The organism is Alloacidobacterium dinghuense (assembly GCF_014274465.1).
Lineage (GTDB): Bacteria > Acidobacteriota > Terriglobia > Terriglobales > Acidobacteriaceae > Alloacidobacterium > Alloacidobacterium dinghuense.
In genome coordinates, this window is record NZ_CP060394.1 from 1,313,703 (window position 1) to 1,339,828 (window position 26,126).

Below are 26,126 nucleotides of genomic sequence, written 5' to 3' on the forward strand. Positions count from 1 at the left end.
TTGTGGAAGAGCCGGGTCAGCTGTCAGGAACTGAGGCTGATCTAGTGATTCCGGTACTCACTCCGCCTCAGGAATGGCTGGCCAACATCGCGGAATTGATTGCTCAAAGCAAGGCCCTGCAAGCAGAATCCCAATCCCTGCAAGCCCAAGCCTCGCTATTGAGGAGCGAGTCGAGCGCCACTAGACAGCGCAGTGTGAAAGAACGCGAATGCTCCGAAGAGATAAGGAAGCATTTTGCTCGAAATGAGGCAAAGAGCAAATCGGGTAGCTAACGAAAGCTGCAAGCGACGGATGAAAGCCTCATCGTCATGTCGCTTCCATGATACTGAAACCCGGCCTTGTTCCGGCTATCCCTACGCGGAAATCGAGAAGCCGTTGAGTCTTGTTTCACTGAATTGACTCCTTGTCACCGGAGACAATCTGTCAATGGAGGGCGTCGATCTTAGTTCTGGCCGTGTGGTCGGCCATCCGGAAGTTTCGACTGTTAGTTCGGTGTTGCCGGTGATACGTCCGCTATACTTCTCGCCATGAGGCGAACCCTAGTGCGACTCGTTACCGGATTCGGCATCGGGGTTTCGCTGGTGACCGTAGCAACGCTCCTGCAGCCACGATTCGTGGCCGGGTCTATCCCAGATGGGGTATTCGAGCTGATCCTATTGCCCGGGAAGCTGCTTGCCGTACCATTTCACGACAGAGGGACTGCCAGCCCCGAGTTTCTTTGGAGATCACGTGTTTTCGGATCGATGATTCTGAGCGTGATCACTTTCCTTGTGTTGCCCGCCAGAAAGATGTCGCGAAACGTTACTTCCGTATAGCCGGTAAACCATCCGATTTTGCGCTGGCGATTGAGAGCGGCGATGGTAACCCGGTATCATCGTCCACATGGCTAGATGCACAGCACCAGTAAGAGGGCATCGCTCAGCGAGCGCCGCAGCGGACTGCCCTGCATGCGGTAGCCGCTATGGCCGCTACAGCGGCTATAGCAGCTACGGGTCGTACTCTTCCCCCTCCTACTCCTCGTTGGGGAATAGCGGGGGAGGCCGGAGCAGCGGCGGCGGGTCTGGCAGCAGCGCAAGGCCGCGCTGGTCGCCAGCCAGTTCGTCCGTGGCGTACACGCTTGCCGAGGTGCGGGCACTCACGCCGTTCCGCGAGAGCGTCGAAAAGCGAGCGCCCCTGCCTGACCTTCGGGACGTCTTCCTCTGCCATGCGTGGGACGACCGGAGCGGGGCCGCAAAGGAACTGCACGATCTGCTCGAGTCGCGCGGCGTCAGGGTCTGGTTCAGCGAGAAGGACGTCGTCCTCGGCACACCGTTGCTCCGCGAAATCGACAGAGGACTGGCGAAGTCGCGAGTCGGGATCGTGCTGGTGACCCCTGCACTATTGCGCCGCCTCCGAGCAGAGGGTATCGCCGACAAAGAGCTATCGGCACTTCTGGCGCGTGACCTGCTCGTTCCCATCGTGCACGACACGACGTATGAAGCTCTCCGCGAGGTCAGCCCCCTGCTCGGCTCGCGAAGCGGCCTGAGCACTGCAGAAGCGCCGATGGCAGACGTCGCAGCCAAGCTCGCCGAGCTGGTCGTCATCCAGTAACTACAAACGCGCTTGCGATGAGTAATGTACGGTTGGTCGGCAATACGGACATTTCACAGAGGTGGTCCCAGAGAAGGGCCGAAGTGGAAAATTTCACGAATTGTGCCGCATCTGTAGTTTTTTGCACTCATTGCGGCCCAAAATTGCAGAAATTCGTTCGCAGACATTTGCAAGTGCTTTGAAATCAGCAAGGGCGTTTGCACTCACTCTGACGCCCTGCAATCAGAGCGTCAGGTCCATTGATGGCCAGATCATCCTGTCACATTTAACAGTTGTGAGTCTCACCTCGGCAATCCACCATACAGCCACGCACTCAAGTGGTTATGCGAGCGATGGCATATACTCCGTCGCGCATATCTTTTCAATTCTTAGGAGGAAATCGATGATCACGCAACGCCGGATGGCGCTCGTTCTATTGGTGTCGATGGTAGCTCTCTCTAACGGATTTCTCTTTTCGCAGACGAGCTCGTCGCAAGACAGCTCTTCAAGCCAAGCGCAGAACTCGACTGACAAAGACATCGACCTGCTGCGCAAAGACGTTCGATCTCAGAAAAAGCAAGTGATTGCGGCCAATATGAATCTGAGTGACAAGGAATCTGAGCAGTTCTGGCCTGTTTATGACCAATACACAGCTGAACTGGTGAAGATCAATGATCAGAAGTACACGGCGATCAAACAATTTGCACAGAACTACGACACGTTGACGGATGACCAGGCAGAAGACCTTACCAAACAAGCGCTTCAGGTCGATCAATCGGTTGCGCAACTCAGGGTGAAATATATCCCGATCTTTGCAAAGGTTATTTCCGGCAAGAAGACGGCGCTGTTTTTTCAGCTGGATCGCAGGCTGGTTATGCTGATCGATCTGCAACTGGCGTCCGCCATTCCGCTGGTCGAGCCGTAGAATCCAAATCTGACTTCTGAAACTTGCCGCGACGGAAGAGGCGAATGAAGAAGGCGAGGAATGCTCTGTTTCGTTTCAGCTATGCGCCTGAGCAGTAGCTATGCGGGTGGCGCGAGGACGCGTTGCTTGATGGCGAAAAGTACGATGTCAGACTGCGTTTTGAGGCCGTGCTCCTGCATCATCTGATATTTGTGAAATGCGACGGTTCTCGTGCTTATTTCGAGTAGAACGGCTACCTGCCTCATGGTGTGGCCTTCGGCGAGCAGTTGCAGCACTTCTTTTTTCCGCTTCGTGAGATGCGCTTCATGGTCGGGGCGCGGATCGCGAACGAATTCTTCCAGCAGGCGCCGCGCGACTCTGGGTGTGACGTAGGTTCTACCTTTGAGAACGTCGCGTATGGCTCTTATCAGCTCCGAGCCAGCGGATTTTTTCAGGAGGTAGGCGGATGCCCAATGGCGCAGAGCCTGTGCTGCGAATTCGAAATCCTCACTCATGGTGAGAACGATGATTTTGGTAAGGGGCAGGATTTTCTTGAGTTGTTTGCCTGCATCCATGCCGTTCAGCTTTGGCATGCTGAGGTCGAGGATGACAACGTCAGGCTTCAGTTCGGGAGCTTTCTTCAACAAGGCAAGCCCATCTGTCACGGTTCCGACAATTTCAAACTCTGCTTCGAGCAGCTTCGTGAACGCCTCAACGATGAGGGTATGATCGTCTGCCAACAACAGCCGCGGTTTCGCCATAACTTAGCTCCGGCGCCCACAGATCTCAATTCGCAACATGACTGGAGGCTGGGTATCGAAACGCATCCTCAGGTAGAACTTGACTTGCTCGATATCGTCGGACTTTAAACGCAAGCTTGGAACTGTCAACAGTAACAGGGGATGGAGCGATCTGGTTGGTTTCAATTAGGACGGGGATCGTAAAAGCAGGAGTTTACAGGTGGGAGACTGGCGATTCTACCAGTATTTAGCGGATGAACGTTTCACCAAGTACCGAAAATATAAGTTGAAGACAGGCCTAATACTGGAAAGCTTATCTGAGTTAGTTACTTCAAAATCTGACAGAGATTATTCTGCAGGCTCCCAGGTGTTGTTCGGATTGTATTCGGTCATCGCAGCCGCAATGGTTGCGGTGTCCGGGCCCAAATTCTTCTGGTAAACCACGCCATCCTGATTCACGCAGAAGGTCATCACGCCGGAGTTGCGATATTCGGCCGGATAGGCAACGAAAGCGAAGCCTCGGGTAAGTTTGCCGTTCACCATGTAATCGTGCGCGCCGCCTTTAGCGGCGGGGCCTTGCCGGGTGAGAATGTGGTAATAGTAGCCGTGATACGGTGCTTTCTTGCCCTGCTGCATGTTGTAGCCTTCGCTGGCCGCAGACACGAGCAGTGGCCCGATTGGGCTGGGCGCTTCTGTATCACTGGTCTGCCAGTACAATCCGTTATGCTTGCCTTCATCACTGATGAACTTCATCGCGAAGTGTTTTGTCGTGTCGCCATCGCGTGGCTGGGAGGCGTAGTCGTGCTGGGCATCGACGAGAGCATCTAAAGTATCGATCGCGTCATTCTCGTTTGTGCCGATGCGGCGATAGAGAATTTCCTTCTTGCCTGTATCCATGTCGAAATACCAGGCGCCACTGCTGTTCTTTACGATTGGAATCGGGAGCGGCCAATTTTCCGCGCCGATGTAGAGCGTGGCAGACTGATCGGGTTCGATGACGACTCGATGCATCTCATCGTAGCGGCGGATAAAGTTTGCACGCGCGTTTTTGTCGGCGACGTCGTCTCCGGTGCGGATGACATCGTTGACGCTCGGACCGAGAACGCCTGGCAATGCGCCGTCGTCACTGGACTTGACGGCATTGTAAAGGGCAACTGCAGCGGCGCCGGCTGACTCAAAGGTTTTCTGACCTGCTTGTTGGGCGAAGCACGAAGAGACATCCGGCAATAGTGATGAGAGCGCCGCGATCAATGTCAGTGGAGCTACATATCGCGCGATGAGATGTGCGCGACGGCAAAGCGAAGGTCGAATTTGCAATGTACTATGCACGAGAGTTGTCTCCTGCAGTGATGTTCGAAACTACGTTCAACCGGGGCTATCAGGCTATCGACCTATCGACGCTTGGCCCCTCCGCGGGACTGCTGCGGCCGTGAAGCGTTGCCGCGGTTTGCGCCTGCATTGCCGCCAACGTTCTGCTGCGGCCGATTTGCAGCAGCCAGACTTTCCTGGCCGCGAGCACTGTTGGTGCGAGCATTGCCTCCCTGGCTGTAATTGCTGAAAGCGCCGCTGTTGGTCCCGCGATCGGCCTGCTGTCCATAACCACGCGCGGGGTCGCGCTGGGGCTGATTGAAGTTGTTGGCACGATTTTGCGTCTGGTTAAGGCCGGTACGGTTTTGCTGATTGACCCCTGCGCGATTTTGTTGATTCGTCCCGGGCCGGTTCTGCTGATCGAATCTTGGCTGATTCGTGCTCCCCAGCGGTTGACGATTGTTTTGCGCAACGTTATTTCGGTTGTTCTGGAACTGCGGCTGATTGTTTCTCTGGTTGAAGCTTGGAGTAGTGAAGTTAGACGTGCGCGCGTTGTTATTGAAATTGTTGGCGCGGTAGTTGTCGCGGTTGATATTGTTGCGGTTTATGTCGTTCCGGTTTATATCGTTGCGATTGATATTTGCGTTGTTGTAATTGTTGCGGTTGTAGTAGTTATTGCGATTGACGAAAGTATTCGAGGTCGAAATGTAAGTGTTGCGGTTATAGGTAACGGAAGAGTTATGCCAACCGCATCCCCATGAGTTCCATCCCCATCCGCAGCACCCTCCGCTCATGGCTGCGCCGATTGCCATGCCAACACCGAAGGTGATCAGGCTGGTGGCGACGAGATCAGCAGTGGAATAGCCGGGATATGCGGCCACGGGGGCTCCATACACGACTGTTGGATTGTAGGTCGGAACGTAGACGACATTGGGTTGCGACGGCTGGATGACGATGGTCTGCGGCGGGGGCTGCACGACGGTGACTTGTGGTGAGCCTGAAGACGCCTCCGCAGGCGGCGCTGCTCCGGGGGCTTGATTCTGAACGCTGACGTTTTGTTGCTGATTGCTTTTGAGGCTACCGGCTGAATATGCGCGCTGACGCATGACCTGCACGGCATTCATCACGCTTTGCGGAACATTGAAGTAAGCGTCTCCGAGGGCAGAGGTCCACGAGAGATTGGAAGACATCTGTTTCAGCACGTCTGGAAATTGAGTGAGGCCTTTGACGCTGGCGTCCCACGATTGTTGGTTGACGGCCTGCATCAGCTGCTGACCTTTGAGGCTCGCATTCTGCTGGAGCCACTGATAGGCTGCGCTGATCTGGTCTGGAAAAGTAGAGCCCGCGAGAACCTGCGCAAGAAGATTGTCGGGGAAAAGCGCGATTGGGGCGACGAGTTGATAGAGTTGGTCGGCCGTGGGTGTGGCATATGTGGTGGCCGGCCCTTGTGCTGCTTGAGCCGGTGGAGAGCCTTGCTTATTGCAGCCATTCAGGCTGAGAGAGCTGACGGTTACACTTACGCACAGAAGAGCGGACAGCGCTTGTTCCCGATTTGGCATGGAACCACTCCTTGCCGAGCTGCGGCCCGATACGTCGGAGGCAAATTTGCGCTTCTAGAGGTCTATGAAATCGAAAAGAGCGAGCGTTGATAACTGTCAAGAGTGACAGGTTGACATTTTGAAGCTAGCGACGCCGAGTGCCGCAGAACGTTGAAGTGCACAAGTAAGTGCTCTACGCCTGACTCTTCTTGAGACTTTCCAATCTCCGATTCAGGTCCAGGAAATGCAGGTCTTCTCTCAGAGAATCGAATTCAGTGGCGTGAAGCATGTCAGGATTTTTCTTCCAATAATGTAGATCAATTGCCTTGCTCAGATCGTCGATGCACTCTTGCTCCTTGCCGAGGCCGACCTTCGCGAGCGCACGGCTAAACCTAAACGTTCCATCTTTCGGGCGCTGTTTGACCAGCTCGTCGTACGCAAATTCGGCCTCAAGGAGATTCACTTGTGAGCCGGTTCCGACCAGGATGTTGGCCCTCATGTTCAGGATGTCCAAGTCACGAGGATTGTTTTTGAGAAGTGCATCGAAGAAAAGCTTGGCCGAATCGATGTCACCTCGGCGCCCAACAATGAGAGCAATATTTTTCAGCATTTCAGTTTGTTTTATGTCGTTCGGGACGTCCTTCGCATACTGAATTGCAAATTTTCCCAGCTGACGTACGTTGGTGGAGGTCATGAGATCGCCGAGTTTTTGAGACGAGTCGTGGTCAGAAAGAATATCGATCATTATGTTCGTCAGGACGACATAGTTCTCGATGGTTGTCCGTGAATCCTTCAACTCGAAGCTGGCGCCGGCCACCTTAAAACGGCCAAGGGAATTCAGCAAAGCGCTGATCTCATTCCGAAACGAAAAGATTATGGCTACCAGCACGAGTAACCAAAACACATCACTTACAATGCTTTGCATCACCACATCGCTGCGCATAAATCTTTACCTCCGCTTGTGGATTTTAGACCAATCGATGGAAGGCGCAGAAAGGGCTTTTGGAGTTAATGTCGGCGAGGCGGGCGCGGGGCGCTCAAGAATTCGTAGTAGTGCCGATTATTTTGCAGGCGGTGACAGAGAGAGTTCACGGATGTAGCGCAACGTCGGTACGTTTCAATAGATGGACGTATTGATCGTATGTTGTTGATTTTATGGCGACGCCCAGAAGGATCCGAAGACCCAGGTTTCATTTTCGCGCTTGCTGTAATGTTGCTGCTTGCATTGGCATGTAGCTAAGCAAGCAGCAAAAGCTTGATTAACTTAATGCTCATAAGAAAAGAAATCGGGATCCCGCTGAGGGAGACCGGGCAACAACGAATAGCCTAGTTGTCTCGTCGGGGGATCACACTCACTGCAGATGTAACTGAACGAACACTGACCGTTGGCAATCCCAGTGACTTCGTCAAACATCAATCTATGATCATGCCTGGCCTGCAAGCATTGTGCAGTCATTCCAGTCCAGTAACTTTGGTCGTACATACCTTAACTCCTACAACTGGTGGGGGTTATCAGCTTGGGGCGTACCCCTTTCGCATGAACGCGAAACCGAAACTCGTCTTCAACGGTATCAATGTAACCGTTCTATTGGCTCGTGTCGCGCATGTTACAAACCTGAGGAAGATCGAGCTTCTCGAAGTGCAATCAGTCCATCGGGTGTCGTATCACCTTCAGCACCCATTCCTTGATAAGGAATACCAGCAAGCAATGGTCGGTTAAAAGGCTATCTTTCGGGCATCACTCAACAAGAGCGGTCGGAACAAAGGAGGAAGGGAGAAGCATGAGCCAATGTCATACTTTACGTCATAGTCGTGCCTGACTCTGACTCTATCGACTCTGACTCTATCTACCGTAAGTTATTGATTTTATGGCGCGCCCAGAAGGATTCGAACCTCCGACCTATTGATTCGTAGTCAATCGCTCTATCCAACTGAGCTATGGGCGCGCAAGGAGGGGTGACTGCGAACTCATTTAAAGATATCAAGTTCTATCGGCTTTCGCAAACGGATAGCGGGGATCGGCGCGGTTTGGAAATTATGCCGAGTGTGGTCGGTTAGCGGGTGTGCGCAGGGTGTTAAGCTGTCGCAATAGGAGAGTCCCGTTCTATGCAGAATGATGAGCAGGCGATCCGCGATCTTGTTGAGCAGTGGAGTGCTGCTTCGATGGCCGGCAAGGTGGAGGAAGTTCTGGAACTTGTCGCCGAGGATGCCGTATTCCACGTCGCGGGCCGGGAGCCATACGGGAAAGAAGCCTTTGCTCAGAGCTTTCGCCAGGGGCTGGAGCATGTGCGCCTTGAGATTCGTTCAGAGATTACAGAGCTGGAGGTGGTTGGCAATCTCGCTTATATGCGGAACCATCTTCGGGTGACGATTACTCCGCGCGGTGGCGGCATGCCGATGAACCGAGCCGGCTATGCGATGACGATTCTTCGCAAACTGCCAGAGGGGAAGTGGGTTCTATCGAGGGATGCGAATTTGCTGACTCCGGAAGTCGCGGTCTGATCACTTTGCAGGCGCGGGAGTTGGCTCGGTTGATGCCGATGGCTGTGGTGGAATGAGCGGCAGTTCTTCGGCGATGTCAATTCCGGCACGGCGCAACAACTGGGCGACGATCGCTTTATTGAGACGGGTCGCGTCAAATTCGACGCGAATAGTTTTTGCATCTTCCTTCAACCACACGCCACGAATGCCGTATACCTCGCTCATGTTATTGAGGGCCGCAATGGCTGCTTCGGTTGGGTGCTGCTCGTAGCGGAAGAGGACATCTACGGTCGTCATGGAGAAATGATAGCAAGGTCGCGGACTGCGGGCGAATGGCGGAGCTTCTTCAAAGGTTTTTGAGATAGTTCATGATTTCGGGGCTGGTCCAGTCCTGGGCGCCAATGAACTTGCGCCGAATTTTGCCCTGACCATCGATGATGTAGGTCTCGGGTGGACGAGTCGTTCCAAAGGCGAGGTTGCTCTGTTGTGATTCGTCGTGAATTGTGAGCAGGTCGATGTGGTTATCGACGAGGTACTGACGGTAGGCGGCAGCGTCGTCGTTGAAGTCGACGCCCAGCACAACGATTTGGGGCATCTGCTTCTGTAGATCGATGAGCGACGGGAACTCTGCAAGGCAGGGCGCGCACCAGGAGGCCCAGAAACTTAGAACCACCGTTTTACCATGATAGTCGCTGAGGTGGATCGTTCTCGAGCCATCGACTATGGTGAAGTTGGGAGCGGGTTTTGCGACTTGCTCGGGAAGTGATCCGCGATCGCACCCAGTTGTGGCGAGGAGAATCAGTCCTATCACCCCAAACAAAATCGATCGCAGAGGGCCCGGCAGGTTTTGATAACGAACTTTGAAATCACCCACGTTTCTATAATACGTTCTGGACTTGCCTTGGAGTGGTCTTGAACCTGTCGGTCATTATTCCCGCTAGAAACGAAGAGGATGGTGTTGGCGCTTGTCTGGAGTCCCTGGTTGCGCAGTCGGATGAAGGCTGGAAACTGGGCCGCGACTGGGAGTTGCTGGTTGTGGATGACGGATCAACCGATCGAACGCGGGAAATTGCCAGTGGTTTTGAGGGCGTGACGGTGATTCTTCCGGATGAGCGGCCAAAGAATTGGACTGGCAAGGCCAACGCCGCATGGACTGCGGCGAAGCTAGCCAAAGGCGAGTGGCTGCTGTTTACGGATGCAGATACGGTGCATGAGGCGGGGGACCTGCGTCGGGCGCTGCATGAGGCGGAGAAACACAAGGTGGCGATGCTGTCGTATTCGCCTAAGCAGATTGTTGCCGGGTTCTGGCAGAGGGCGCTGATGCCGCTGGTTTTCAGCGAGCTTGCGCTGGCGTATCCGCCGGCAAAAGTGTCGGATCCTGAATCAAGGCTGGCGGGTGCGAACGGGCAGTTTCTACTGGTGAAGGGGGATGCGTATATGCAAGTCGGCGGGCATCAGGCGGTGGCGGAGTCGATGCTGGAGGATGTCGATCTCGCGTATCTGGTGAAACGACGCAAGCTTGGATTGCGATTCCGATATGCTCCTGATGCGCTGAGCACGCGTATGTACCGCAGCTTTGGACAGATGTGCGAGGGATGGACGAAGAACCTGGCGTTACTCTTTGGAAATACGCTGATAACGGCTGGGTGGAAGCTGCTCGACATTTTTCTTCTGGCTGGACTCCCGGTGCTGGCATGGTATTTCCCGGGGCCATTGAGTGTCAGTACGCCGTGGATTACGGCGCGGTTGGTCATTCTTCTGATCTGGCTGCGGACGCTGTGGCGTTTCTATCGGAGGGTGGCGAAGTCGAATTTTCCCCTCGGCGATTGCCTGTTGAGTGTCTTCGGCCTGCCCCTGTTTGTCTGGCTGCTGTGGAAGAGCTGGTTCGACCACACGGTAACGAAACGCGTAGTCTGGAAGGGACGCGAATATGCGGGAGGGAGCCGCTGAAGCGGAGCGGCAGCAGACTGCATCTCTAAAGTAAGAAGAAAATGATCTTGTTAACGAGAAAAGCTGAGTTTTCCGCCTCGCATTATTACTGGAATGAAGCGTGGTCCGCGGAAGAAAATGAGCGCGTTTTTGGCAGGTGCGCGAATAAGAACGGGCATGGGCACAATTACACGCTGGAGGTGACGGTCGCGGGAGATGTGGATGCGACGTCCGGCTTTGTCGTGGACCTAAAACAGTTGAAGGATGTGATGGAGCGCGAGGTTGTTGCGGTGTACGACCATCGGCATCTGAACAAAGAAGTTCCCGAATTTGCCAAGGCGATTCCGACAACGGAGAACATTGCGATTGAGGTTTGGAAGCGACTTGAGGGAAAGATTCCGGGCGCGAAGTTGCATCGCGTGCGCGTGTACGAGATGCCCGATCTTTTTGCCGATTACTACGGTGAGCCATGAGGGCATATTTTTCGCGCCGGTACAAGTTCAGCGCTTCGCATCGCCTGCATACAAGCGCCTTCACTGAAGACAGGAACCGTGATGTCTACGGGAAGTGCAATAATCCACACGGCCATGGGCACAATTATGTGATCGAGGTGACTGTAGGCGGTTCTGTAGATGCAGAAACCGGAATGGTATGCGATATGGTCGAGCTGGATGCGTGCGTGCGAAAAGAGGTGGTGGAACGCTTCGATCACACGAATTTGAATCTCGACCCCCTCTTTAAGGATCGCGTGCCGACCACAGAGAATCTATGTATGGAGATGTACCAGCTTCTTGCTGCGGCTTTTCAGAAGGCGGAAATTGTGCGGCTACGAGTGGAAGAGACAAGCAATAACTCTTTTGAGTATCCGGCGAATGCGCCGTTCGCGGCAGGGCGCTGAGGGATAAGCGGGGTAGAACGACGATGGCGAGACCGGCAATTGTACGCAAGACTATGACAACAGGGCTGGAAAATTTTTCGACGCAGGAGATTTATCGGGAGATTATCCGTCGCTTTGACGAAGATCCGACACGCGACGGATTGGAGCGAACGCCGGAACGCGTGGAAAAGGCGATGACCTTTTTGACGAAGGGATATCATGAAAATCCCACTGAGACTCTGCGCGGTGCGCTCTTCGATGTGGATTACGACGAAATGGTAATCGTGAAGGACATCGAGATGTTCTCATTGTGCGAGCACCACATTCTGCCCTTTTTCGGCAAGGTGCATGTCGCCTACATCCCGAACGGCAAGGTCATTGGACTGAGCAAGATTCCGCGTCTCGTAGAGGTGTTTTCGCGCCGGCTGCAGGTGCAGGAGCGATTGACGCAGCAAGTTGCCGATGCGATACAGGAGGCCATTGCGCCGCAGGGCGTGGGGGTGGTGATCGAGGCGCGGCATTTGTGCATGATGATGCGTGGGGTGGAGAAGCAACACTCATCGACTGTCACTTCCGCGATGGTTGGCGTGTTTCAGAAGCAGAATACACGCGCTGAGTTTTTGTCACTCGTGCGCGATCGAGGGCACAACGGATTCTGAGAGTTCACTCAATCGAACAGCTATAGTATTCAGAGTGAACGGGCTTCTCATCGTAGATAAACCTGGTGGCATGACCTCGCATGATGTTGTGGTGCGTGTGAGGCGCGCGACGGGCGAGTCGTCGATTGGCCATTTGGGTACGCTCGATCCCATGGCTACTGGCGTGCTTCCTCTGCTTCTTGGCAAGTACACGCGGCTGGCGCAATTCTTTGGATCTCTGGAAAAGACGTATACGGGGACGATTCGCTTCGGCTTTGCGACGGATACCTATGACGCCGAGGGGCAGACGGTTGGCGACATCGCCGCTGTATCGCTGACGCTTGAGCAGGTGCGAGAGGCAGGCATGCGTTTTCAAGGCGAGATCGAGCAAATGCCGCCTCCTTTCTCCGCGAAGAAGACGGATGGGAAACGGGCCTACCAACTGGCGCGGGCAGGCGAGACGCCGAAACTGAAAGCAGCCCGAATCACGATCAAGGCATTTGAAATAACAGTGTTGGATGGTGATACGGCCGCCTTCCGGATGACTGTCTCGGCGGGTGGCTATGTACGCAGTGTTGCGCATGAGATGGGCATTGCGCTTGGTTGCGGCGCGCATCTTGCGAGCCTTCGGCGCGTTGCGGCAGGTCCGTTTGTGATTGATGATGCGCTTCCGCTTGTCGAAATCGAAGCGCATACCGGCACTTTGCTTGAGGCCAAAATGCCGCATCCAAGGGCATTGCTTCCTGATCTTCCGGCGGTGACCGCTGACGCGCTCTCGATAGGCCGAGTACGCAACGGCGCGGCCGTGAACTTGCCGGAGTTCGGCTCAGCACCAATGGTTAAGGTTTTCGAGGGGCAGCGCAACCTGATTGCGATTGGGCGTCGCATTGCTGGAACGCTGTTCCAACCTTTTGTGGTGTTGATCTAGCTATTTCTTAAGCAACGGCGTGAGGGCCTGCAAGACATTGATAGCAACTTGTTGATTGCCTTTCTCTGTTGCATGGATGCCGTCTTCCTGCATTGAACCCGGCACGCCGTAGACATTCTTGAACAGGAAGGGAATGAGCGGAGCCTTGTATTTGTGGGCCAGCATGGTGTAGGTTTCGTTGAACTGCTGAATGTAGTCAGGACCGTAGTTTGGTGGCAGGGTGATTCCGGCGAGGACAACTTTTATCCCGGACTTTACCAGGGTTGAGACGATCTGATCCAAATTTTGCCTCGTTACTGAAATCGGCAGTCCACGCAGGCCATCATTGCCCCCGAATTCAACAACAACAATCTGCGGATGAAGCGCGAACACGTCTTTCAGGCGGTCGACACCGTCCTTTGTAGTGTTGCCGTCGATGCCCTTGTTGACGACGCTGTAGGCATAGCCACGGTCATCGAGGTCGCGTTGCAGATAGTCTGGATACGTGTGCCCTGCAATGACGCCGTGGCCTGCAGTAAGCGAATCGCCGAAGCAGACGATGACGGGGCGAGCGTGTGTAGTGGATTTTGTTTGTGCTGTGCTGGCAGGATGGAACGAACCGGCGAGGCAAAGCGTAAAAAGAAGTAAGAGAGCGTGTCGGCGCGTCACATGGGTATTGTAATCAGGGAAGAGGAGCCGGGAATGATTGAAGTGCGGGGACTGAAGAAGTCGATTCGCAATGGAAGTCGAACGGTAGAAATTTTAAGGGGGATCGACTTAACCGTTCCGCGAGGGCAATTCCTGGCGATTATGGGGGCCTCGGGCAGCGGAAAGAGCACCCTGCTCGGATTGCTGGCAGGACTCGACGCGCCCAGCGAAGGCGAGGTGCTTGTAGACGGAAGCGAGATAAGCCGGTTACCCGAAGACAGGCTTGCGCAGGTGCGTGGAAAGAAGATTGGATTCGTCTTTCAGTCGTACCAATTGATTCCAACGCTGACGGCTCTGGAAAATGTTTTGTTGCCTTATGAGTTAAACGCAAATGGAGATGGGAAGAAACGCGCTGCCGCTCTGCTTGAGACGGTTGGTCTGGTGGACCGCCTTCATCACTATCCCGTACAACTCTCGGGAGGCGAGCAGCAGCGCGTGGCATTGGCAAGAGCCTTCGTATTAGAGCCGCCAATTGTTCTGGCCGATGAACCTACAGGAAATCTGGATTCGACCAATGGACAGCATGTGCTTGATCTGTTGACGGAGCGTCAGCGCGAAGCGAATACAACACTGGTGCTGGTGACTCACGATAAGCAAATTGCGGATCGCGCTGACCGGCGGATTTTTTTGCGCGATGGACGCATCGTTGCCGATGAAAACGGAAAGCAGGCGAGCCGTGGAGTCTGATCAGAAGCCTGCATTGGGATGGAGCACCGCGGCGAAAATCGCCTGGCGCGAGCTACGCGCATCGCGGACGAAATTTCTATTCGTAATTCTCTCGGTTGCAATTGGCGTGGCGGCGCTGACGGGAGTTCGCGGCTTCAGTGAGTCGTTCCAGAAGGCGCTGCTGGACCAGGCGCGGAGCATCATGGCGGGCGATCTTTCAGCGCGGATGTTTCGGCTTACGACGCAACCAGAAGACGCAAAGCTCGATGCGATGGCTGCCTCGAAAGGGGTGGAACGGACTTCGGTCACCGAGACGGTTTCGATGGCCTCGCTGCAAGGCGATCCGGTGCCGCTGCTGGTTTCGTTGAAGATTGTAGACCCGGCGAAGTATCCGTTCTACGGGAGATTGAGGTTGAATCCCGCGGGTGATCTGCGCACGGCACTTACTGATTCGACCGTTGTTGTCGATGACAATCTGTTGGTGCGCCTGCGCGCGAAGATGGGCGACACCCTGAAGATCGGCGGACAGCTCTTCAAAATAGCGGCCGTGATTGAGAAGGAGCCCGATCGTTTGACCGCGGGTATAGGGCTGGGGCCGCGTGTGATGATGACCCGCGCAGCAGTCGATAGAACTGGTCTGCTACAACAGGGAAGCCGGGCAACCGAACGATATCTGTTCAAGCTGGGGCCGCAGAGCGGCAAGGTTGCTGACGTGCGCGGTCAATTGGAGAAGATTCTGCCCGACGCGCAGATCACTGATTTTCGCGAGACGAGCCCTGCTCTCTCTGAAGGGATTGACCATGCGACGGGTCTGTTGAGTTTGATTTGCCTGGTTGCGATGGTGCTGGGAGCGATTGGCGTGGGGATGGCGATGCGCGCACATCTTCAGCAGCGGATTGACATTCTTGCAATTATGAAGTCGGTTGGCGCGAAGTCTTCTGATATTTTGCGAATCTATTTGCTACAGACGCTGTTGCTTGGAACCGTTGGGGGACTGTTAGGCATCGCCCTGGGATTGGGAGTGGAATGGGCGTTGCCATTTTTCTTTGGGAAGCTATTGCCGATTCAACCGCCGCTGCGGTTGCCTGTACGCTCGGTATCTGCAGCGTTTGGAACGGGAATCCTGACTACGGTGCTCTTCTGCTTGCCGCCACTGCTTGATGTTCGCAAGATTCGGCCAAGCATTGTTTTGCGGAAAGCAGTGGATGGCGGCGACGCGGACGGCAAGCTCAATTTCTGGAAAAAACTTGTCGAGAACAAGGCGCAGTGGATTTCTGTTGTTGTGATTGTTGTAGCCCTTGCGGGTATTGCAGCCGGGCTTGCGGATTCCATGCTGGTGGGGAAGTGGTTTGCGGCGGCATTGTGCGGGCTGCTGATCGTGATACTGGGGCTTTCGGCGGTCACGTTACGGTCACTTCGCGCATTCCTGAATAGGACGCGTCTGCATCTGCACTCGGCGCTGCGGCACGGGCTGGCGAATTTGTATCGGCCCGGGAACCAGTCGGCTGCTGTATTGGCTGCGCTGGGCACGGGCGTCATGTTGATATTGAGCGTCTTTCTCATGCAGCACGCAATTGTGAATCGGATGAATTCCGATGTGACTTCGAGTGCGGCAAATATCTTTCTGATCGACATTAGCCAGGATGAAGTGAAGGGAGTCAGAGATCTCTTGGCACATCAGCCCGGTGTGGAGAAGAAGTTTGAATCGATTCCGATTGTTTCGGCTCGGATCGCGTCTATCGATGGCGTTCCTGTCGATCAGTTGAAGGTGAAGAATTATCCGAAGCGGTTGCTGTCATCGGTATCTGTAACGTGGGCGGACTCGGTGCCTGAAGGTCTGAAGGTAATGCAAGGGAAATGGTGGCAGAGAAGCGACGCGGATGGTCTAGCTGTCGTTGACCACGCCGCGCGCAGGTTGAATCTACATCCAGGCTCTTCGGTTGATTTCGAATCGGGCGAGAGAACGATCCATACCCGTGTCGCTGCTATTTACAAGCCGGAGGGTGAGCACGTATTTGCGCGTAGCGAGTTTATCTTGCCGTCGGGACAACTTCAGGGGTTGCCGAATGTGTGGTATGCGGCAGCGCATGTCCAATCGAAGCAGATCCCGTTTATGGAGCGAGCGCTTTTCGCCGCATATCCCACGGTCACGGTGATTAATATTGCCGACATTCTGGATACGGTGGAGGGCGTAGTGCACCAGATTACGCTGGTGATTCGTTTTCTGGCCGGTTTTTCAATTCTTTCAGGGGCGATTATTCTGGCGTCGAGTGTGGCAAGCACGCGCTTCCGCAGGATTCGTGAAGTGGTAGTGCTCAAGACGCTTGGCGCGACCCGTAACCGAATTGCCGCGGTCTTTAGCATTGAGTTCGTCGTGCTTGGGCTGTTGGCAGGGTTTGTTGGTGTGATATTCGCCAATCTACTGTCGCGCGTGTTGTTGCACAGGATGGAAGTCCCATACCATCCGGAGTTGATTATCAGTGGCATTTCCGTGATCGCGACGGCTGCGCTTGCGGTCGTGACGGGCTGGATCGCCAGTTTTCGCATCCTTGGGCAGAAACCACTTGAAGTGCTGCGGGAAGAGTGAATTCTTCCGAAGTCCCTCGACGGAAATCAATCAATTATTCGGTGACAGTATTCTCGAATTCATTTCGCGACGTGAAGGCGCGGACCAGTAATGGCATGACGAACAGGATCGAGAAGACGGTCGTAAGCATGCCACCAACGACGACACGCGCAAGCGGTTGCTGGGCCTGAGCACCGATTCCGTTGGAGACGGCGGCCGGGAGTAATCCCAGGCCGGCGGCCATGCAAGCCATCACCACTGGACGCATCTCGTCGAGACAGCCTTTCTCCAGGCCGCGGTCGAATCCTTCCTCACGTTGAGCACGACGGATTCCCGAGAGGAAGACGACTGCGCCTAGCGTTGCAACTCCGGTGAGCGAGGTGAAGCCAACGGCCGCGGAGATACTGAATGATGTTCGAGTGAGAAATAGCGCGAGAATGCCTCCGATCGCAGCAAAGGGAAGTGTGCCGACAACGATGAAGGCGTCCCGCCATGTTCGAAATTGGATATACAAGAGAACGAGAATCATGGCGAGACTTACTGGGATGATGTAGGCGAGGCGGCGCTGCTCCTTCTGCAAACTGTCGAATTCACCCGCCCAAGTGTAGTTGTAGCCACCAGGCAGGTTTACTTTTTCAGATAGCTGCTGTTTCAGATCTTGAATAGCGCTGGCGAGATCGCGTCCGCGCACACTGAATTTGATGGGAATATAGCGGCGGCCACCTTCATGGTAGATCATGAAAGCGCCGTTCTTGAGGCCGACGTCAGCGATTGTGCCCAGCGGCACCTGCGTACCGTCCGGAGTTGGAAGGAGGATCTTGCTAATTGCTTCCGGGGTGTCGCGATATTCCGGTGAATAGCGGAGGGCGAAATCGAATCGGCGATCACCATCGATAATTTGCGTTACTGGCGCGCCGCCGACGGCAGCCTGCACTACTGCATTTACGTCCTGCGGTTGCAGACCGTAGCGTGCTGCCTTGCTGCGATCGATGGAAACCATCAAACTGGGCTGGCCGGTGACTTTGAAGACGCCAATATCTGCGATGCCCTGCACTTTGCTCATCGCATCCTCGATTTGGTCTGCGATGCGCGTGAGGTCGTCAAAATCATTGCCGAAAAGCTTGAGAGAATTTTCGCCTTTGACACCGGACATGGCCTCTTCCACATTGTCCTGAATGTTCTGTGAGAAGTTGAAGTCTATGCCGGGGTATTGTTCAAAGTCCTTTTCGATAGCGGCAATCAATGTATCTTTGTTGCCGTGAAATTGAGGCCGCCATTCTCCCGCAGGTTTGAGGCCGGCAAGGAATTCAATGTTGTTGAAGGTGCTGATGTCAGTGCCGTCGTCCGGGCGGCCCATCTGTGACACGACCTGGGTGATTTCGGGATAGGAGCGAAGCGTAGCGCGGATTTTGTCTGCCATCTTTTCCGATTGCGGGAAAGAGATGTCCTGCTGCATGGTTGCACGAATCCAAAGGTTGCCTTCTTCAAGCGCTGGCATGAATTCGCCGCCTACAAAGACGAAGAGCACGACTGCTGCAACAAGACCACCCAGAAAGACGATCCATGTGATTTTGCGGAATTTGAGAGCGCGTTTCAGTCCCTTGTCATAATGACGGCGAAAGAATCCGCTCAACCATGTGTCCTCCGCCTCATGCTTGATCTGTTTGGGCACTGCGAAGGAACCGAGGACTGGCGCAAATACGAGCGCAAAGATAAGCGCGCCTGTCAGGGCAAACCCGTAGGTCACGGACATAGGAGCGAAGATCTTGCCTGGCACGCCCTGCATCGTGAAAAGAGGAATGAAGGCGACGAGGATAATAAGAGTTGCAAAAAGGACTGGTTTCGCAGCGTCGCCCACGCCTTCCATAATCAGTTCTGCAACTTCTTCACCCTGAACGCGGCGAGATATTTTGCGGTAGACACTTTCAAGAACCACAATCGAGGCGTCGACGAGGATGCCGAAGTCGATGGCTCCGATCGAGATAAGGTTCGCTGAGTGGTTTGTGAGGACCATCATGGCGAAGGAAAAGAGCACCGCGAAAGGAATTGTGATGGCCGCGATGGCGGTAATTCGCAGGTCGCCCAACATGCTGAGAAGTACCAGCGTGACCAGAATGAGCCCGGTAATGATGACATGGCGAACTGTGCGCGTCGTCGTGTTGATGAGGGTTGTGCGGTCGTAGATGGTGCTGATCTTCATGCCCGGAGGAAGAAGATTGCCTTCATTCAGCTCTTTGATCTTTGCGCGGAGACCCGCAAGTGCGGGAAGAGATTTCTCATTCTTTTGCAGGAGGACGATGCCCTCAACGATGTCGGGTTGCTCGTCGCGACCGACTTTCCCGAGGCGCGGCTGATGACCTTCTTTTACATCGGCCACATCCTTTAACAGCACGGGCACGCCGTTGCGTTCAGCGACAACGATGTTATCCATATCGGAAATCGAATGAAGAAGGCCGATTCCGCGAACATTGACGCTCTGGCTGCCGAGTGTCAGGTAGTTGCCTCCGGCATTTGCATTGCTGTTCTGGATCGCATTGACGACTTGCGTCATCGTAACGCCGTATGTCAAAAGCTTGTTGGGATCGACCTCAGCCTGGTACTGGCGCGTCGTTCCTCCAAAAGTGGCGACATCGATGATCCCCGGTACTTGCTTCATCTCACGTACGAGCAGCCAGTCCTGCGTAGCTTTGAGTTCGTTCAGTGAGTATCCCGGGCCGGTGAGTTGATATCGATAGATCTCGCCGATGGGAGACTCAGGAGAGAGCTGGGGTTGAAGGTTATTGGGGAGATTGACGGACTGCAGCCGGTTCAGTGCTTCCTGGCGGTCGGTGAAGTAATCACTGTCAAAGGTGAAGTAGAGTTTGACATCGCTTAGGCCGAAAATGCTGATCGATCGAATCTGTTCAAGATGCGGAGTCCCGTTCAGCCCTGCTTCTAGAGGAACCGTCACTTGTTGCTCCATCTCTTCAGCGGACCATGATGGATTCTGCGTGATGAACTCAACCATAGGCGGCGACGGATCAGGGTATGCTTCAATATCCAGTTGCAGGAAGGCGATCACGCCCCCGGCAAGGGATGCCAGGAAAATAATCAGAACAATATTGCGGTACCGCAGGAGCATGCGAATAAAAGCCTGCATCGCTATGCTCCTGCCTGACGCAGCAACTCAGCGCCTGTGCTTACAACTTGCTCGCCATCTTCAAGGCCGTGGGTAATTTCCACTGTTTGTGCGTGCGTCTCGCCCAGTTCTACGTCGCGCCGCGCGTATTTGTGATCAGGGGTGGCGACGAACACGTAATTCTTGACTCCGTCGCGAATGACGGCTGTTGATGGAACCACGATGGCTTCACGCTTTAGGTTTGCAACCGAGATGGTTGCATACATTTGCGGCTTGAACCTATGTCCAGGATTCGCAAGCACTACGCGCACTTTGAGCGTGAGCGTGGTGGGGTCAACTGAGTCGGAAATGTTATCGATGACGCCAGTGTGCACCTCATTCGGATAGCCGCTGATGCGAACTTCCACCGGCTGGCCGCGACGCACTGCGCCGACGTTATTTGGATAAAGGTCCCCGAGAACCCATATCGAATCGATGTTGGCAATGGTGGCGATGGCATTTGCGTTGTCGAGCGAGCGTTGCAACTCGCCCGGTGCTGTGCCCACTTCTAAAACGATGCCGCTGATCGGGGAACGAATCGGAAGATCGGCAGAAGCATCGTTTTCCGAGAACCCGAGGTTGTGTAGAGTCTGTCGCGTTCGTTCAAGTTCTGAGTGATCGGCGTCGTCGAGCGCTTTGAGATCGTCATAATCTTTCTGCGCCATGACTTCGTGCTGCAGCAATTCCTTTGCACGCTGCAATTGCAGATCGGCACGGGCTGCTTCGATTTTTGCCTTCTCGAAGTCTGACCTCGCAGACGCGGCATCATTGCTCTGCAGAGTGCCAATGGCCTGACCTTTGCTGACTTCTTGTCCAGGGAGCACTTTGAGAGCGAGAACGCGTCCACTGAGCGGCGGGTAAATATGCACTACGTCGGTGGGATTCGGCATAAGCCGCGCGGGGAGATTCAGCGTATCCGTGACTTGTGCTGTATGAACGGTCACCGTGTCCACCACATCTTTACTCGTGGCGGGTGCGGGAGTTGTGTCTTCACTTGGATGTCGGCAAGCCGTGAGGGCCATGACGCAGAGAAGAGGAAGCACAGTGAGGTATTTCTTGCTCATGGGAGAATCTCCGTTGCAGCGGCGAAGCTAAGTTGATGGATGGCGAGCCAAACCTGAGTATTGGCATTCAGCGCATCAAGATTCGTCTGGCGATAATCCCTGAGGGCATCCAGGTAATCGAGCAGCGTAGCGCCGCCGTGACGGTAGCTGAATTCCAGGTTGTCGCGCACGCGCGTTGCTTCCTGAAGATAATGCCCGTGATAACGCGTTGCCATCGAGATCGCCGTCTCATAGCCTGCCCACGCCTGGTCTACGTCATTCACAACCTGATTTCGCGCGGCTGTTTCAGCGAAGCGGCTGGATTGTGCTTCATAGCGTGTACGCTCTTTCTCGCCCTGATTGCGGTCGAAGATGCGCAGAGGAATGCTGACCTGGAAACCGGCGCTATTAAAGACACCGACGCGCTCATATTCGCCGCCAATCGTTGGGTCAATGGAGCCGTTGGCATCTGCGAATTTGACATTGGCGTCTGCAAGGCGAACGGATTGTTCAGCCGCCAGGTAGTCGGGGCGGGATTGAAGAGCCTGCTGCTCAATCTGCGTAAGAGGAGCAGTGAGTGTGGGTAGTTCAAGCGTACCGGTGATATCGAATGTGTCTGTTGGTTTGTCGATTCCGAGCAGGAGTTGCAGTTGATCGCTCGACTGGGTGAGGTTCAGCTTGGCGGTGTCGTAATCGGATTCGAACTCAGCGAGTTGCAGATCAATGCGCTCGAAATCAGTAGCGCTGATATCACCAGCATCAAGACGGGCTTTGCTTAAATCTACGGTTTTGCGATAGCCCTGCAGGTTATCGTCTGCAATTTTGAGCGCAGCTTTGGCTGCGAGCATTTGTGTGAAAGCCTGCTTGACTGCAAGAACGGTCTGGCGCTCCGAATCCTTGTATTGACTTTGAGTGACATCGGTAGTGGCATGTGCGATATCGAGCCGCCAGCGGCGCTTCTCACCACGCTCAAATAGGCGGTTGACGTTGCCAACGTACGTGTACGGGCTACTGGGGTTGTTGGCTGGCAAGCTCACATTCGCCCCGGAGAGCGTGAAATTAGGGTTTTGGCGCAAACCCGCGGTAATTTCAGTGGCTCTTGTGGCGATGACATGCTGCTGTCCAGAGAGCAAATTAGGATTTCTGGTGCGTGCCATATCGAGCGCTTGCTGCAGGGTTATGGGACCCGGTGGCGCCTGCGCCTGCATACTTACGCCTGAAAGAAGCGCTGCAAGCAGAAAAGCGCTTCTGCGGAGGAGTCGTCTCATACACACATCCCTGGGACCTCTGAATAAGTCCTAGTCAATACAAATGAAAATTGAGTTACAGTCGAGATGCCTAAGCTGCGAGCGTGGGTGGTGGGCGTTTTGCCATCTGGCGGATCGATCGGTACTGCGGCCCCTCGCTGCCGCTAAAAAGTTCGACACGCGCAAAGACTTGCAAGTTAAGGAGATGACTGTTCGGGAACAGTCTGGCATCTAAAAGAGCCACGAGATCTCGGGCATGATCCAAATTTGGGAGCAGATCTGCTCTCCTGGTTACATGCTCTATTTCCGCTGCAGATATGGCCTGCATATCGTCCGTCATAGAAATAACGGGCAGCAAAATGATGATGAGCATCGCCAGGGCCAGCAATTGCACTTTCACGTCCGGCTGTTTTGAATGCACGGAAACGCGCAGCCTTTTGATCCAAAGGAGACTTAGCGTCACGGAAAGCATTGCCCATGCGAAATTGAGGAAAAGTTCCACTCTGACAATGCGATTGTACTTGATCGAAACAGAAGTTACGTGATGGCTATGATATACAAGCGCAGTGAGTTGACCGATGCGGCCACAAGCTTTTACTATGAGTAATGTAACAACCATCACGCAGCGACTCGCCGCGGCAAGCATTGCCCCCTCGTTCAATGGTAGGACAGCTGACTCTGGATCAGCATATCGGGGTTCGAATCCCTGGGGGGCAGCCAAAAGTCCAATCTAAAAAAGTCTCACAATATCTACAAAGCCATATAAACACTGCATAAGAGCCGTTTATCAGTCCCTTACTGTCTTGCCGTATCCATAAATCTCGGTCCTCTTGCTGGTCACGATGAACTGGGCAATCATTCGCTGAGAGAGAGAATCGTTGAAATCGAGCGTGTCAGCAGTGCCCGTACTGTGGCGGTATTTCGACACGCAGGACATCTCGGAGGGACACTAGGTGTTTAGTCTCGGCATTTGATGGTGCATTCTTATCCAGGGAGTGGAAGGAGGCACTATGGGCCAGGTTCTACACCGAGGCGCCACCACGACAGAGGCGGTCCGTCGAGCGATACAGCATAGTCAAGAGAGCCTGAGAACATTGGCGCGTCGTCATGGGATCAACCCCAAGACCGTTGCGAAGTGGAGGAAGCGCTGCTCGGTGTCTGATCTTCGTACCGGGCCCAAGCATCCCCGCTCCACGGTTCTGACGGTGCAGGAAGAAGCTGTCGTTGTTGCCTTCCGCAGGCATACTCTGCTACCACTCGATGATTGTCTCTATGCCTTGCAGGCGACGATTCCTCATCTGACCCGTTCCTCCCTGCATCGTTGTCTGGAACGGCATGGCATCAGCCGGCTGCCGGAAGTGGAAGGCAGCAAGCCGGGAAGGAAGAAGTTCCAACGCTATCCGATCGGCTACTTCCACATCGATCTGGCGGAAGTGCGTACTGCGGAGGGCAAGCTCTATCTCTTAGTGGCCATCGACCGCACCTCGAAGTTTGCTTTCGTGGAGTTGGTCGAACGAGCTGACATGCAGGCTGCGGCGAAATTCCTCGAAGCTCTGGTCGCGGCTGTTCCTTATCTCATCCACACCGACAACGGCATCCAGTTCGCCGATCTGCCGAAGAATCGCAAGGGGCCAACGGCCCGCTTTCGCGGCCATCCTTTTGACCGGCTCTGTCTTCGGCATGGCATCGACCACCGGCTGACCAAACCGAACCATCCCTGGACTAACGGCCAGGTCGAGCGTATGAACCGCACCATCAAAGAAGCCACGGTTCAGCGCTACCACTACGACAGCCATCACCAGCTGCGCATTCACCTCAGCGACTTCGTCGCTGCCTACAACTTCGCCAAACGCCTCAAGACTCTCGGCGGCCTCACCGCCTACGAATTCATCTGCAAATGCTGGCAGAATGAACCGGATCGATTTACTCTCGATCCCATCCATCAATTGCCGGGACTAAACACCTAGCTCTCCGCGGTCAAAAAGACTTCCACAGACAGCTTCCAGCACTATGAGGCGTAACCTTACCGCCCTATATCTCTTTGGCGCGGTGAAGGGAAAGCCTGTCGCGTCGCTATATCGACACGTGCCAGCGCGGAATCGAGTGCAAACCTGGCCCAGCGATTCAGGTAAATCACAGGGTCCTTGCCATTAAACGCCGATCGAGAAGCAGTTTACATGGCTTGAGTGCAGGCCCAAAGCGAATCCTCAATGATTGGCTTTCCGATTGCACTGTGAAGGAAAGGCGTATTCGCTGAGGTGAGTCGTCAGATCAAGAATCGGAGAGAAGAACAATGACTGACAAAGAAAAAGGACTCGTGCTCGCAGAGAGTCCATCTCGGAGAAGCTTCCTCGGGATGAGCTCGGTGGCTCTGGCAACTGCCGCATTTGCTGGACTGACTGCGAATGCTCAAGAGAAGGCGAGCACGCAAAAGGCAGAACACGACCATTCTTCGAGCGATCCCGGGCCAGAGAACAAGACGCTTCTAGGCGAAAACCCTGACGCCAACACTCCGCCACCGACGGATCACGGCGATATAGTGCCCATCTGGTATTCATTCGATCTGGTGAAGAAGCGCGTCGAAGAGGGCGGCTGGACCCACGAGGTGACGCAGCGCGTGCTTCCCTCTTCCAAGGAAATTGCCGGCGTGCAAATGCGTCTCACTGCAGGCAGCTATCGCGAACTGCATTGGCACACCGCTGATGAATGGGCTTATGTACTCACTGGCAATGCCCGTGTCACAGTGATGAACCCCGATGGCACGATGTTCATTGGGGACGTCAGTGAAGGCGATCTTTGGCTCTTTCCCGCAGGCTACCCGCATTCTATTCAAGGGCTCGGCCCGGACGGAACGGAGTTTTTGTTGGTTTTCAACCAGGGGATGTTCTCCGAAGACGGGACCATGCTTCTCTCGGAAACGGTGGCGCACATACCTCCCGAGGTATTGGCAAAAAATACGGGCCTGGATAAGAGTGTCTTCGCGCAAACTCCCGGTGCGCCGCTCTACATCTTCCCTGGCAACCTGCCTAACTCGCTCGAACAGGACAAGACGGAGATCGGCGGAGAGCAAGTAGCGTCGAAGTATCAGTACACCTTCCGCATGAGGTCGATGCAGCCGACGACAGCCAGCCAAGCAGGAGAAGTTCGCGTCGTCGACTCACACAACTTTCCCGTCTCCAAGAAAGTTGCCGCGGCACTGCTCATCATCAAGCCTGGACACATGCGCGAGATCCACTGGCACCCGAACGCCTCCGAGTGGCAGTACTATGTCGCCGGCAAGGGTCGCATGACCGTTTTCTATCCTGTCGATAATGCCCGCACGATGGACTTCAGCGCCAACGATGTCGGATACGTTCCCTCCAACGCACCTCACTATGTCGAAAACATTGGTGATACCGACCTGGTGGTCCTGGAACTGTTCGCAGCTGAAGAGTTCATGGATGTTTCCCTGAATCAGTGGCTCAGGCGCGTGCCGAGCGAGATGTTGAAGGCGCACCTGAACATTGGTAAGGAAATGGCCACGAGGATCCCTGCGGAAAAACTGGAGCTCGTTTAGGATGGCCCATCGCAGAGCGCTCTCGGATGGGCTAACTGATGACATCCATAGTTCGGGGGAAGTCAGCGCAGACCGTCGTACTTAACCTAACAATCACTGCAGTGATCCACCGCGACACATTCATTGGCCTGCATCGCCTTTTCTATTCGGGCCAACCGGCTTTGATCGCTTCTGGGTGATTGGATGACCGAATGCAGATGGCTAGGCAACGCCCGGAAAGGGAGAGGCCTTCCGAACTAAGGCGGCCTCTCGCTATTTTGCAAGGCGGCAGCCTCTCTGTTCGCGAGACGAT

Annotated in this window: 25 protein-coding genes and 2 tRNA genes; 15 read left to right on the forward strand and 12 right to left on the reverse strand. The window is 54.5% G+C overall.

The genetic code is table 11. The features are described 5' to 3' along the window. Window positions 1–542 precede the first annotated feature (542 nt). The 3 genes from H7849_RS05295 to H7849_RS05305 all read left to right on the forward strand — a co-directional run bounded on the left by H7849_RS05295 (window position 543) and on the right by H7849_RS05305 (window position 2,494). The gene (locus H7849_RS05295; protein ID WP_186744751.1) at window positions 543–815 is read left to right on the forward strand and encodes a hypothetical protein; all 273 of its coding nucleotides are present in this window, start codon (window positions 543–545) and stop codon (window positions 813–815) included. A gap of 67 nt (window positions 816–882) precedes the next feature. After that, window positions 883–1,590 (forward strand): toll/interleukin-1 receptor domain-containing protein, encoded by a 708-nt coding sequence (locus H7849_RS05300; protein WP_186744753.1) that lies wholly within the window; start codon window positions 883–885, stop codon window positions 1,588–1,590. Window positions 1,591–1,972: 382 nt separating this feature from the next. Further along, window positions 1,973–2,494, forward strand: a complete 522-nt coding sequence (locus H7849_RS05305; protein ID WP_251106623.1) for a hypothetical protein — start codon at window positions 1,973–1,975, stop codon at window positions 2,492–2,494. Between the two features lie 98 nt (window positions 2,495–2,592). On the opposite strand, the gene H7849_RS05310 is transcribed toward H7849_RS05305, so the two are convergent. The 4 genes from H7849_RS05310 to H7849_RS05325 form a co-directional block, all read right to left on the reverse strand. Next, window positions 2,593–3,234: a response regulator gene (locus H7849_RS05310; RefSeq protein WP_186744755.1), complete on the reverse strand. Its 642-nt coding sequence runs from the start codon at window positions 3,232–3,234 to the stop codon at window positions 2,593–2,595. Between the two features lie 327 nt (window positions 3,235–3,561). Beyond that, on the reverse strand, window positions 3,562–4,542 hold the full coding sequence (locus tag H7849_RS05315) for a DUF2950 domain-containing protein (protein ID WP_251106624.1): 981 nt from the start codon (window positions 4,540–4,542) through the stop codon (window positions 3,562–3,564). A 62-nt stretch (window positions 4,543–4,604) separates the two neighbouring features. Next, complete coding sequence (locus H7849_RS05320; protein WP_186744757.1) at window positions 4,605–6,080, reverse strand: DUF3300 domain-containing protein; 1,476 nt, start codon at window positions 6,078–6,080, stop codon at window positions 4,605–4,607. A 172-nt stretch (window positions 6,081–6,252) separates the two neighbouring features. Further along, on the reverse strand, window positions 6,253–7,002 hold the full coding sequence (locus H7849_RS05325; protein WP_186744759.1) for a tetratricopeptide repeat protein: 750 nt from the start codon (window positions 7,000–7,002) through the stop codon (window positions 6,253–6,255). Between the two features lie 594 nt (window positions 7,003–7,596). Here H7849_RS05325 and H7849_RS05330 point away from each other — a divergent pair. Next, a complete protein-coding gene (locus H7849_RS05330) occupies window positions 7,597–7,779 on the forward strand; it encodes a hypothetical protein (RefSeq protein WP_186744761.1) in 183 nt (60 codons plus the stop codon). Window positions 7,780–7,928: 149 nt separating this feature from the next. Here H7849_RS05330 and H7849_RS05335 read toward each other — a convergent pair. Further along, window positions 7,929–8,005, reverse strand: a tRNA-Arg gene (locus H7849_RS05335). Between the two features lie 160 nt (window positions 8,006–8,165). Between H7849_RS05335 and H7849_RS05340 the strand changes: the two genes are divergently transcribed. Then, a complete protein-coding gene (locus tag H7849_RS05340; protein ID WP_186744763.1) occupies window positions 8,166–8,561 on the forward strand; it encodes a YybH family protein in 396 nt (131 codons plus the stop codon). Here the strand turns inward: H7849_RS05340 and H7849_RS05345 are convergent, their stop codons facing one another. Next, window positions 8,562–8,837 carry a hypothetical protein gene (locus tag H7849_RS05345; RefSeq protein WP_186744765.1) on the reverse strand — a complete coding sequence of 92 codons (276 nt, stop codon included), beginning with the start codon at window positions 8,835–8,837 and terminating at the stop codon, window positions 8,562–8,564. Window positions 8,838–8,886: 49 nt separating this feature from the next. Further along, complete coding sequence (locus H7849_RS05350) at window positions 8,887–9,414, reverse strand: TlpA family protein disulfide reductase (RefSeq protein WP_251106625.1); 528 nt, start codon at window positions 9,412–9,414, stop codon at window positions 8,887–8,889. 38 nt (window positions 9,415–9,452) lie between these two features. Here H7849_RS05350 and H7849_RS05355 point away from each other — a divergent pair, with 38 nt between their 5' ends. Genes H7849_RS05355 through truB form a run of 5 tightly spaced genes read left to right on the forward strand, consistent with a single transcriptional unit; the run spans window position 9,453 to window position 12,912 of the window. Then, window positions 9,453–10,490: a glycosyltransferase family 2 protein gene (locus H7849_RS05355; RefSeq protein WP_251106626.1), complete on the forward strand. Its 1,038-nt coding sequence runs from the start codon at window positions 9,453–9,455 to the stop codon at window positions 10,488–10,490. Between the two features lie 41 nt (window positions 10,491–10,531). Continuing rightward, window positions 10,532–10,942 carry a 6-pyruvoyl trahydropterin synthase family protein gene (locus H7849_RS05360; RefSeq protein WP_186744769.1) on the forward strand — a complete coding sequence of 137 codons (411 nt, stop codon included), beginning with the start codon at window positions 10,532–10,534 and terminating at the stop codon, window positions 10,940–10,942. Beyond that, the gene (locus H7849_RS05365; RefSeq protein ID WP_186744770.1) at window positions 10,939–11,367 is read left to right on the forward strand and encodes a 6-carboxytetrahydropterin synthase; all 429 of its coding nucleotides are present in this window, start codon (window positions 10,939–10,941) and stop codon (window positions 11,365–11,367) included. The genes H7849_RS05360 and H7849_RS05365 overlap by 4 nt, the downstream gene beginning before the upstream one ends. 23 nt (window positions 11,368–11,390) lie before the next feature. Continuing rightward, complete coding sequence (folE, locus tag H7849_RS05370) at window positions 11,391–12,005, forward strand: GTP cyclohydrolase I FolE (RefSeq protein ID WP_251106627.1); 615 nt, start codon at window positions 11,391–11,393, stop codon at window positions 12,003–12,005. 34 nt (window positions 12,006–12,039) lie between these two features. After that, complete coding sequence (truB, locus tag H7849_RS05375) at window positions 12,040–12,912, forward strand: tRNA pseudouridine(55) synthase TruB (RefSeq protein ID WP_186744772.1); 873 nt, start codon at window positions 12,040–12,042, stop codon at window positions 12,910–12,912. Here the strand turns inward: truB and H7849_RS05380 are convergent, their stop codons facing one another. Then, window positions 12,913–13,560, reverse strand: a complete 648-nt coding sequence (locus H7849_RS05380; RefSeq protein ID WP_186744774.1) for an arylesterase — start codon at window positions 13,558–13,560, stop codon at window positions 12,913–12,915. It lies immediately after the preceding gene. A gap of 33 nt (window positions 13,561–13,593) precedes the next feature. Here H7849_RS05380 and H7849_RS05385 point away from each other — a divergent pair, with 33 nt between their 5' ends. Together H7849_RS05385 and H7849_RS05390 are read left to right on the forward strand one after the other, a co-directional pair. Beyond that, a complete protein-coding gene (locus H7849_RS05385) occupies window positions 13,594–14,286 on the forward strand; it encodes an ABC transporter ATP-binding protein (protein ID WP_186744776.1) in 693 nt (230 codons plus the stop codon). Continuing rightward, window positions 14,276–16,852: an ABC transporter permease gene (locus H7849_RS05390; RefSeq protein WP_251106629.1), complete on the forward strand. Its 2,577-nt coding sequence runs from the start codon at window positions 14,276–14,278 to the stop codon at window positions 16,850–16,852. The genes H7849_RS05385 and H7849_RS05390 overlap by 11 nt, the downstream gene beginning before the upstream one ends. Before the next feature lie 34 nt (window positions 16,853–16,886). Here H7849_RS05390 and H7849_RS05395 read toward each other — a convergent pair whose 3' ends face one another. The 4 genes from H7849_RS05395 to H7849_RS05410 form a co-directional block, all read right to left on the reverse strand. Then, complete coding sequence (locus H7849_RS05395) at window positions 16,887–19,970, reverse strand: efflux RND transporter permease subunit (protein WP_186744779.1); 3,084 nt, start codon at window positions 19,968–19,970, stop codon at window positions 16,887–16,889. A 2-nt stretch (window positions 19,971–19,972) separates the two neighbouring features. Next, entirely contained in the window at window positions 19,973–21,052 is a 1,080-nt protein-coding gene (locus tag H7849_RS05400; protein WP_186744781.1) for an efflux RND transporter periplasmic adaptor subunit, read from the reverse strand. Beyond that, the gene (locus H7849_RS05405) at window positions 21,049–22,299 is read right to left on the reverse strand and encodes a TolC family protein (protein ID WP_186744783.1); all 1,251 of its coding nucleotides are present in this window, start codon (window positions 22,297–22,299) and stop codon (window positions 21,049–21,051) included. Before H7849_RS05405 ends, H7849_RS05400 begins: the two co-directional genes overlap by 4 nt. Before the next feature lie 70 nt (window positions 22,300–22,369). Continuing rightward, the gene (locus H7849_RS05410) at window positions 22,370–22,924 is read right to left on the reverse strand and encodes a hypothetical protein (RefSeq protein ID WP_186744785.1); all 555 of its coding nucleotides are present in this window, start codon (window positions 22,922–22,924) and stop codon (window positions 22,370–22,372) included. On the opposite strand from H7849_RS05410, the gene H7849_RS05415 reads away from it, so the two are divergent. The 3 genes from H7849_RS05415 (at window position 22,925) to H7849_RS05425 (ending at window position 25,834) form a co-directional block, all read left to right on the forward strand. Beyond that, window positions 22,925–22,998, forward strand: a tRNA-Gln gene (locus H7849_RS05415). Window positions 22,999–23,288: 290 nt separating this feature from the next. After that, a complete protein-coding gene (locus H7849_RS05420; protein ID WP_186744786.1) occupies window positions 23,289–24,245 on the forward strand; it encodes an IS481 family transposase in 957 nt (318 codons plus the stop codon). Window positions 24,246–24,571: 326 nt separating this feature from the next. Beyond that, the gene (locus H7849_RS05425; RefSeq protein ID WP_186744788.1) at window positions 24,572–25,834 is read left to right on the forward strand and encodes a cupin domain-containing protein; all 1,263 of its coding nucleotides are present in this window, start codon (window positions 24,572–24,574) and stop codon (window positions 25,832–25,834) included. The last annotated feature ends 292 nt before the right edge of the window (window positions 25,835–26,126 follow it).

Coding starts and splice junctions, on each gene's coding strand:
- H7849_RS05300 (WP_186744753.1), top strand. CDS start 883: ATGGCTAGATGCACAGCACCAGTAAGAGGGCATCGCTCAGCGAGCGCC.
- H7849_RS05305 (WP_251106623.1), top strand. CDS start 1,973: ATGATCACGCAACGCCGGATGGCGCTCGTTCTATTGGTGTCGATGGTA.
- H7849_RS05310 (WP_186744755.1), bottom strand. CDS start 3,234: ATGGCGAAACCGCGGCTGTTGTTGGCAGACGATCATACCCTCATCGTT.
- H7849_RS05320 (WP_186744757.1), bottom strand. CDS start 6,080: ATGCCAAATCGGGAACAAGCGCTGTCCGCTCTTCTGTGCGTAAGTGTA.
- H7849_RS05325 (WP_186744759.1), bottom strand. CDS start 7,002: ATGCGCAGCGATGTGGTGATGCAAAGCATTGTAAGTGATGTGTTTTGG.
- H7849_RS05330 (WP_186744761.1), top strand. CDS start 7,597: ATGAACGCGAAACCGAAACTCGTCTTCAACGGTATCAATGTAACCGTT.
- H7849_RS05340 (WP_186744763.1), top strand. CDS start 8,166: ATGCAGAATGATGAGCAGGCGATCCGCGATCTTGTTGAGCAGTGGAGT.
- H7849_RS05345 (WP_186744765.1), bottom strand. CDS start 8,837: ATGACGACCGTAGATGTCCTCTTCCGCTACGAGCAGCACCCAACCGAA.
- H7849_RS05360 (WP_186744769.1), top strand. CDS start 10,532: ATGATCTTGTTAACGAGAAAAGCTGAGTTTTCCGCCTCGCATTATTAC.
- H7849_RS05365 (WP_186744770.1), top strand. CDS start 10,939: ATGAGGGCATATTTTTCGCGCCGGTACAAGTTCAGCGCTTCGCATCGC.
- folE (WP_251106627.1), top strand. CDS start 11,391: ATGGCGAGACCGGCAATTGTACGCAAGACTATGACAACAGGGCTGGAA.
- H7849_RS05385 (WP_186744776.1), top strand. CDS start 13,594: ATGATTGAAGTGCGGGGACTGAAGAAGTCGATTCGCAATGGAAGTCGA.
- H7849_RS05395 (WP_186744779.1), bottom strand. CDS start 19,970: ATGCAGGCTTTTATTCGCATGCTCCTGCGGTACCGCAATATTGTTCTG.
- H7849_RS05400 (WP_186744781.1), bottom strand. CDS start 21,052: ATGAGCAAGAAATACCTCACTGTGCTTCCTCTTCTCTGCGTCATGGCC.
- H7849_RS05405 (WP_186744783.1), bottom strand. CDS start 22,299: ATGAGACGACTCCTCCGCAGAAGCGCTTTTCTGCTTGCAGCGCTTCTT.
- H7849_RS05410 (WP_186744785.1), bottom strand. CDS start 22,924: ATGCTTGCCGCGGCGAGTCGCTGCGTGATGGTTGTTACATTACTCATA.
- H7849_RS05420 (WP_186744786.1), top strand. CDS start 23,289: ATGGGCCAGGTTCTACACCGAGGCGCCACCACGACAGAGGCGGTCCGT.
- H7849_RS05425 (WP_186744788.1), top strand. CDS start 24,572: ATGACTGACAAAGAAAAAGGACTCGTGCTCGCAGAGAGTCCATCTCGG.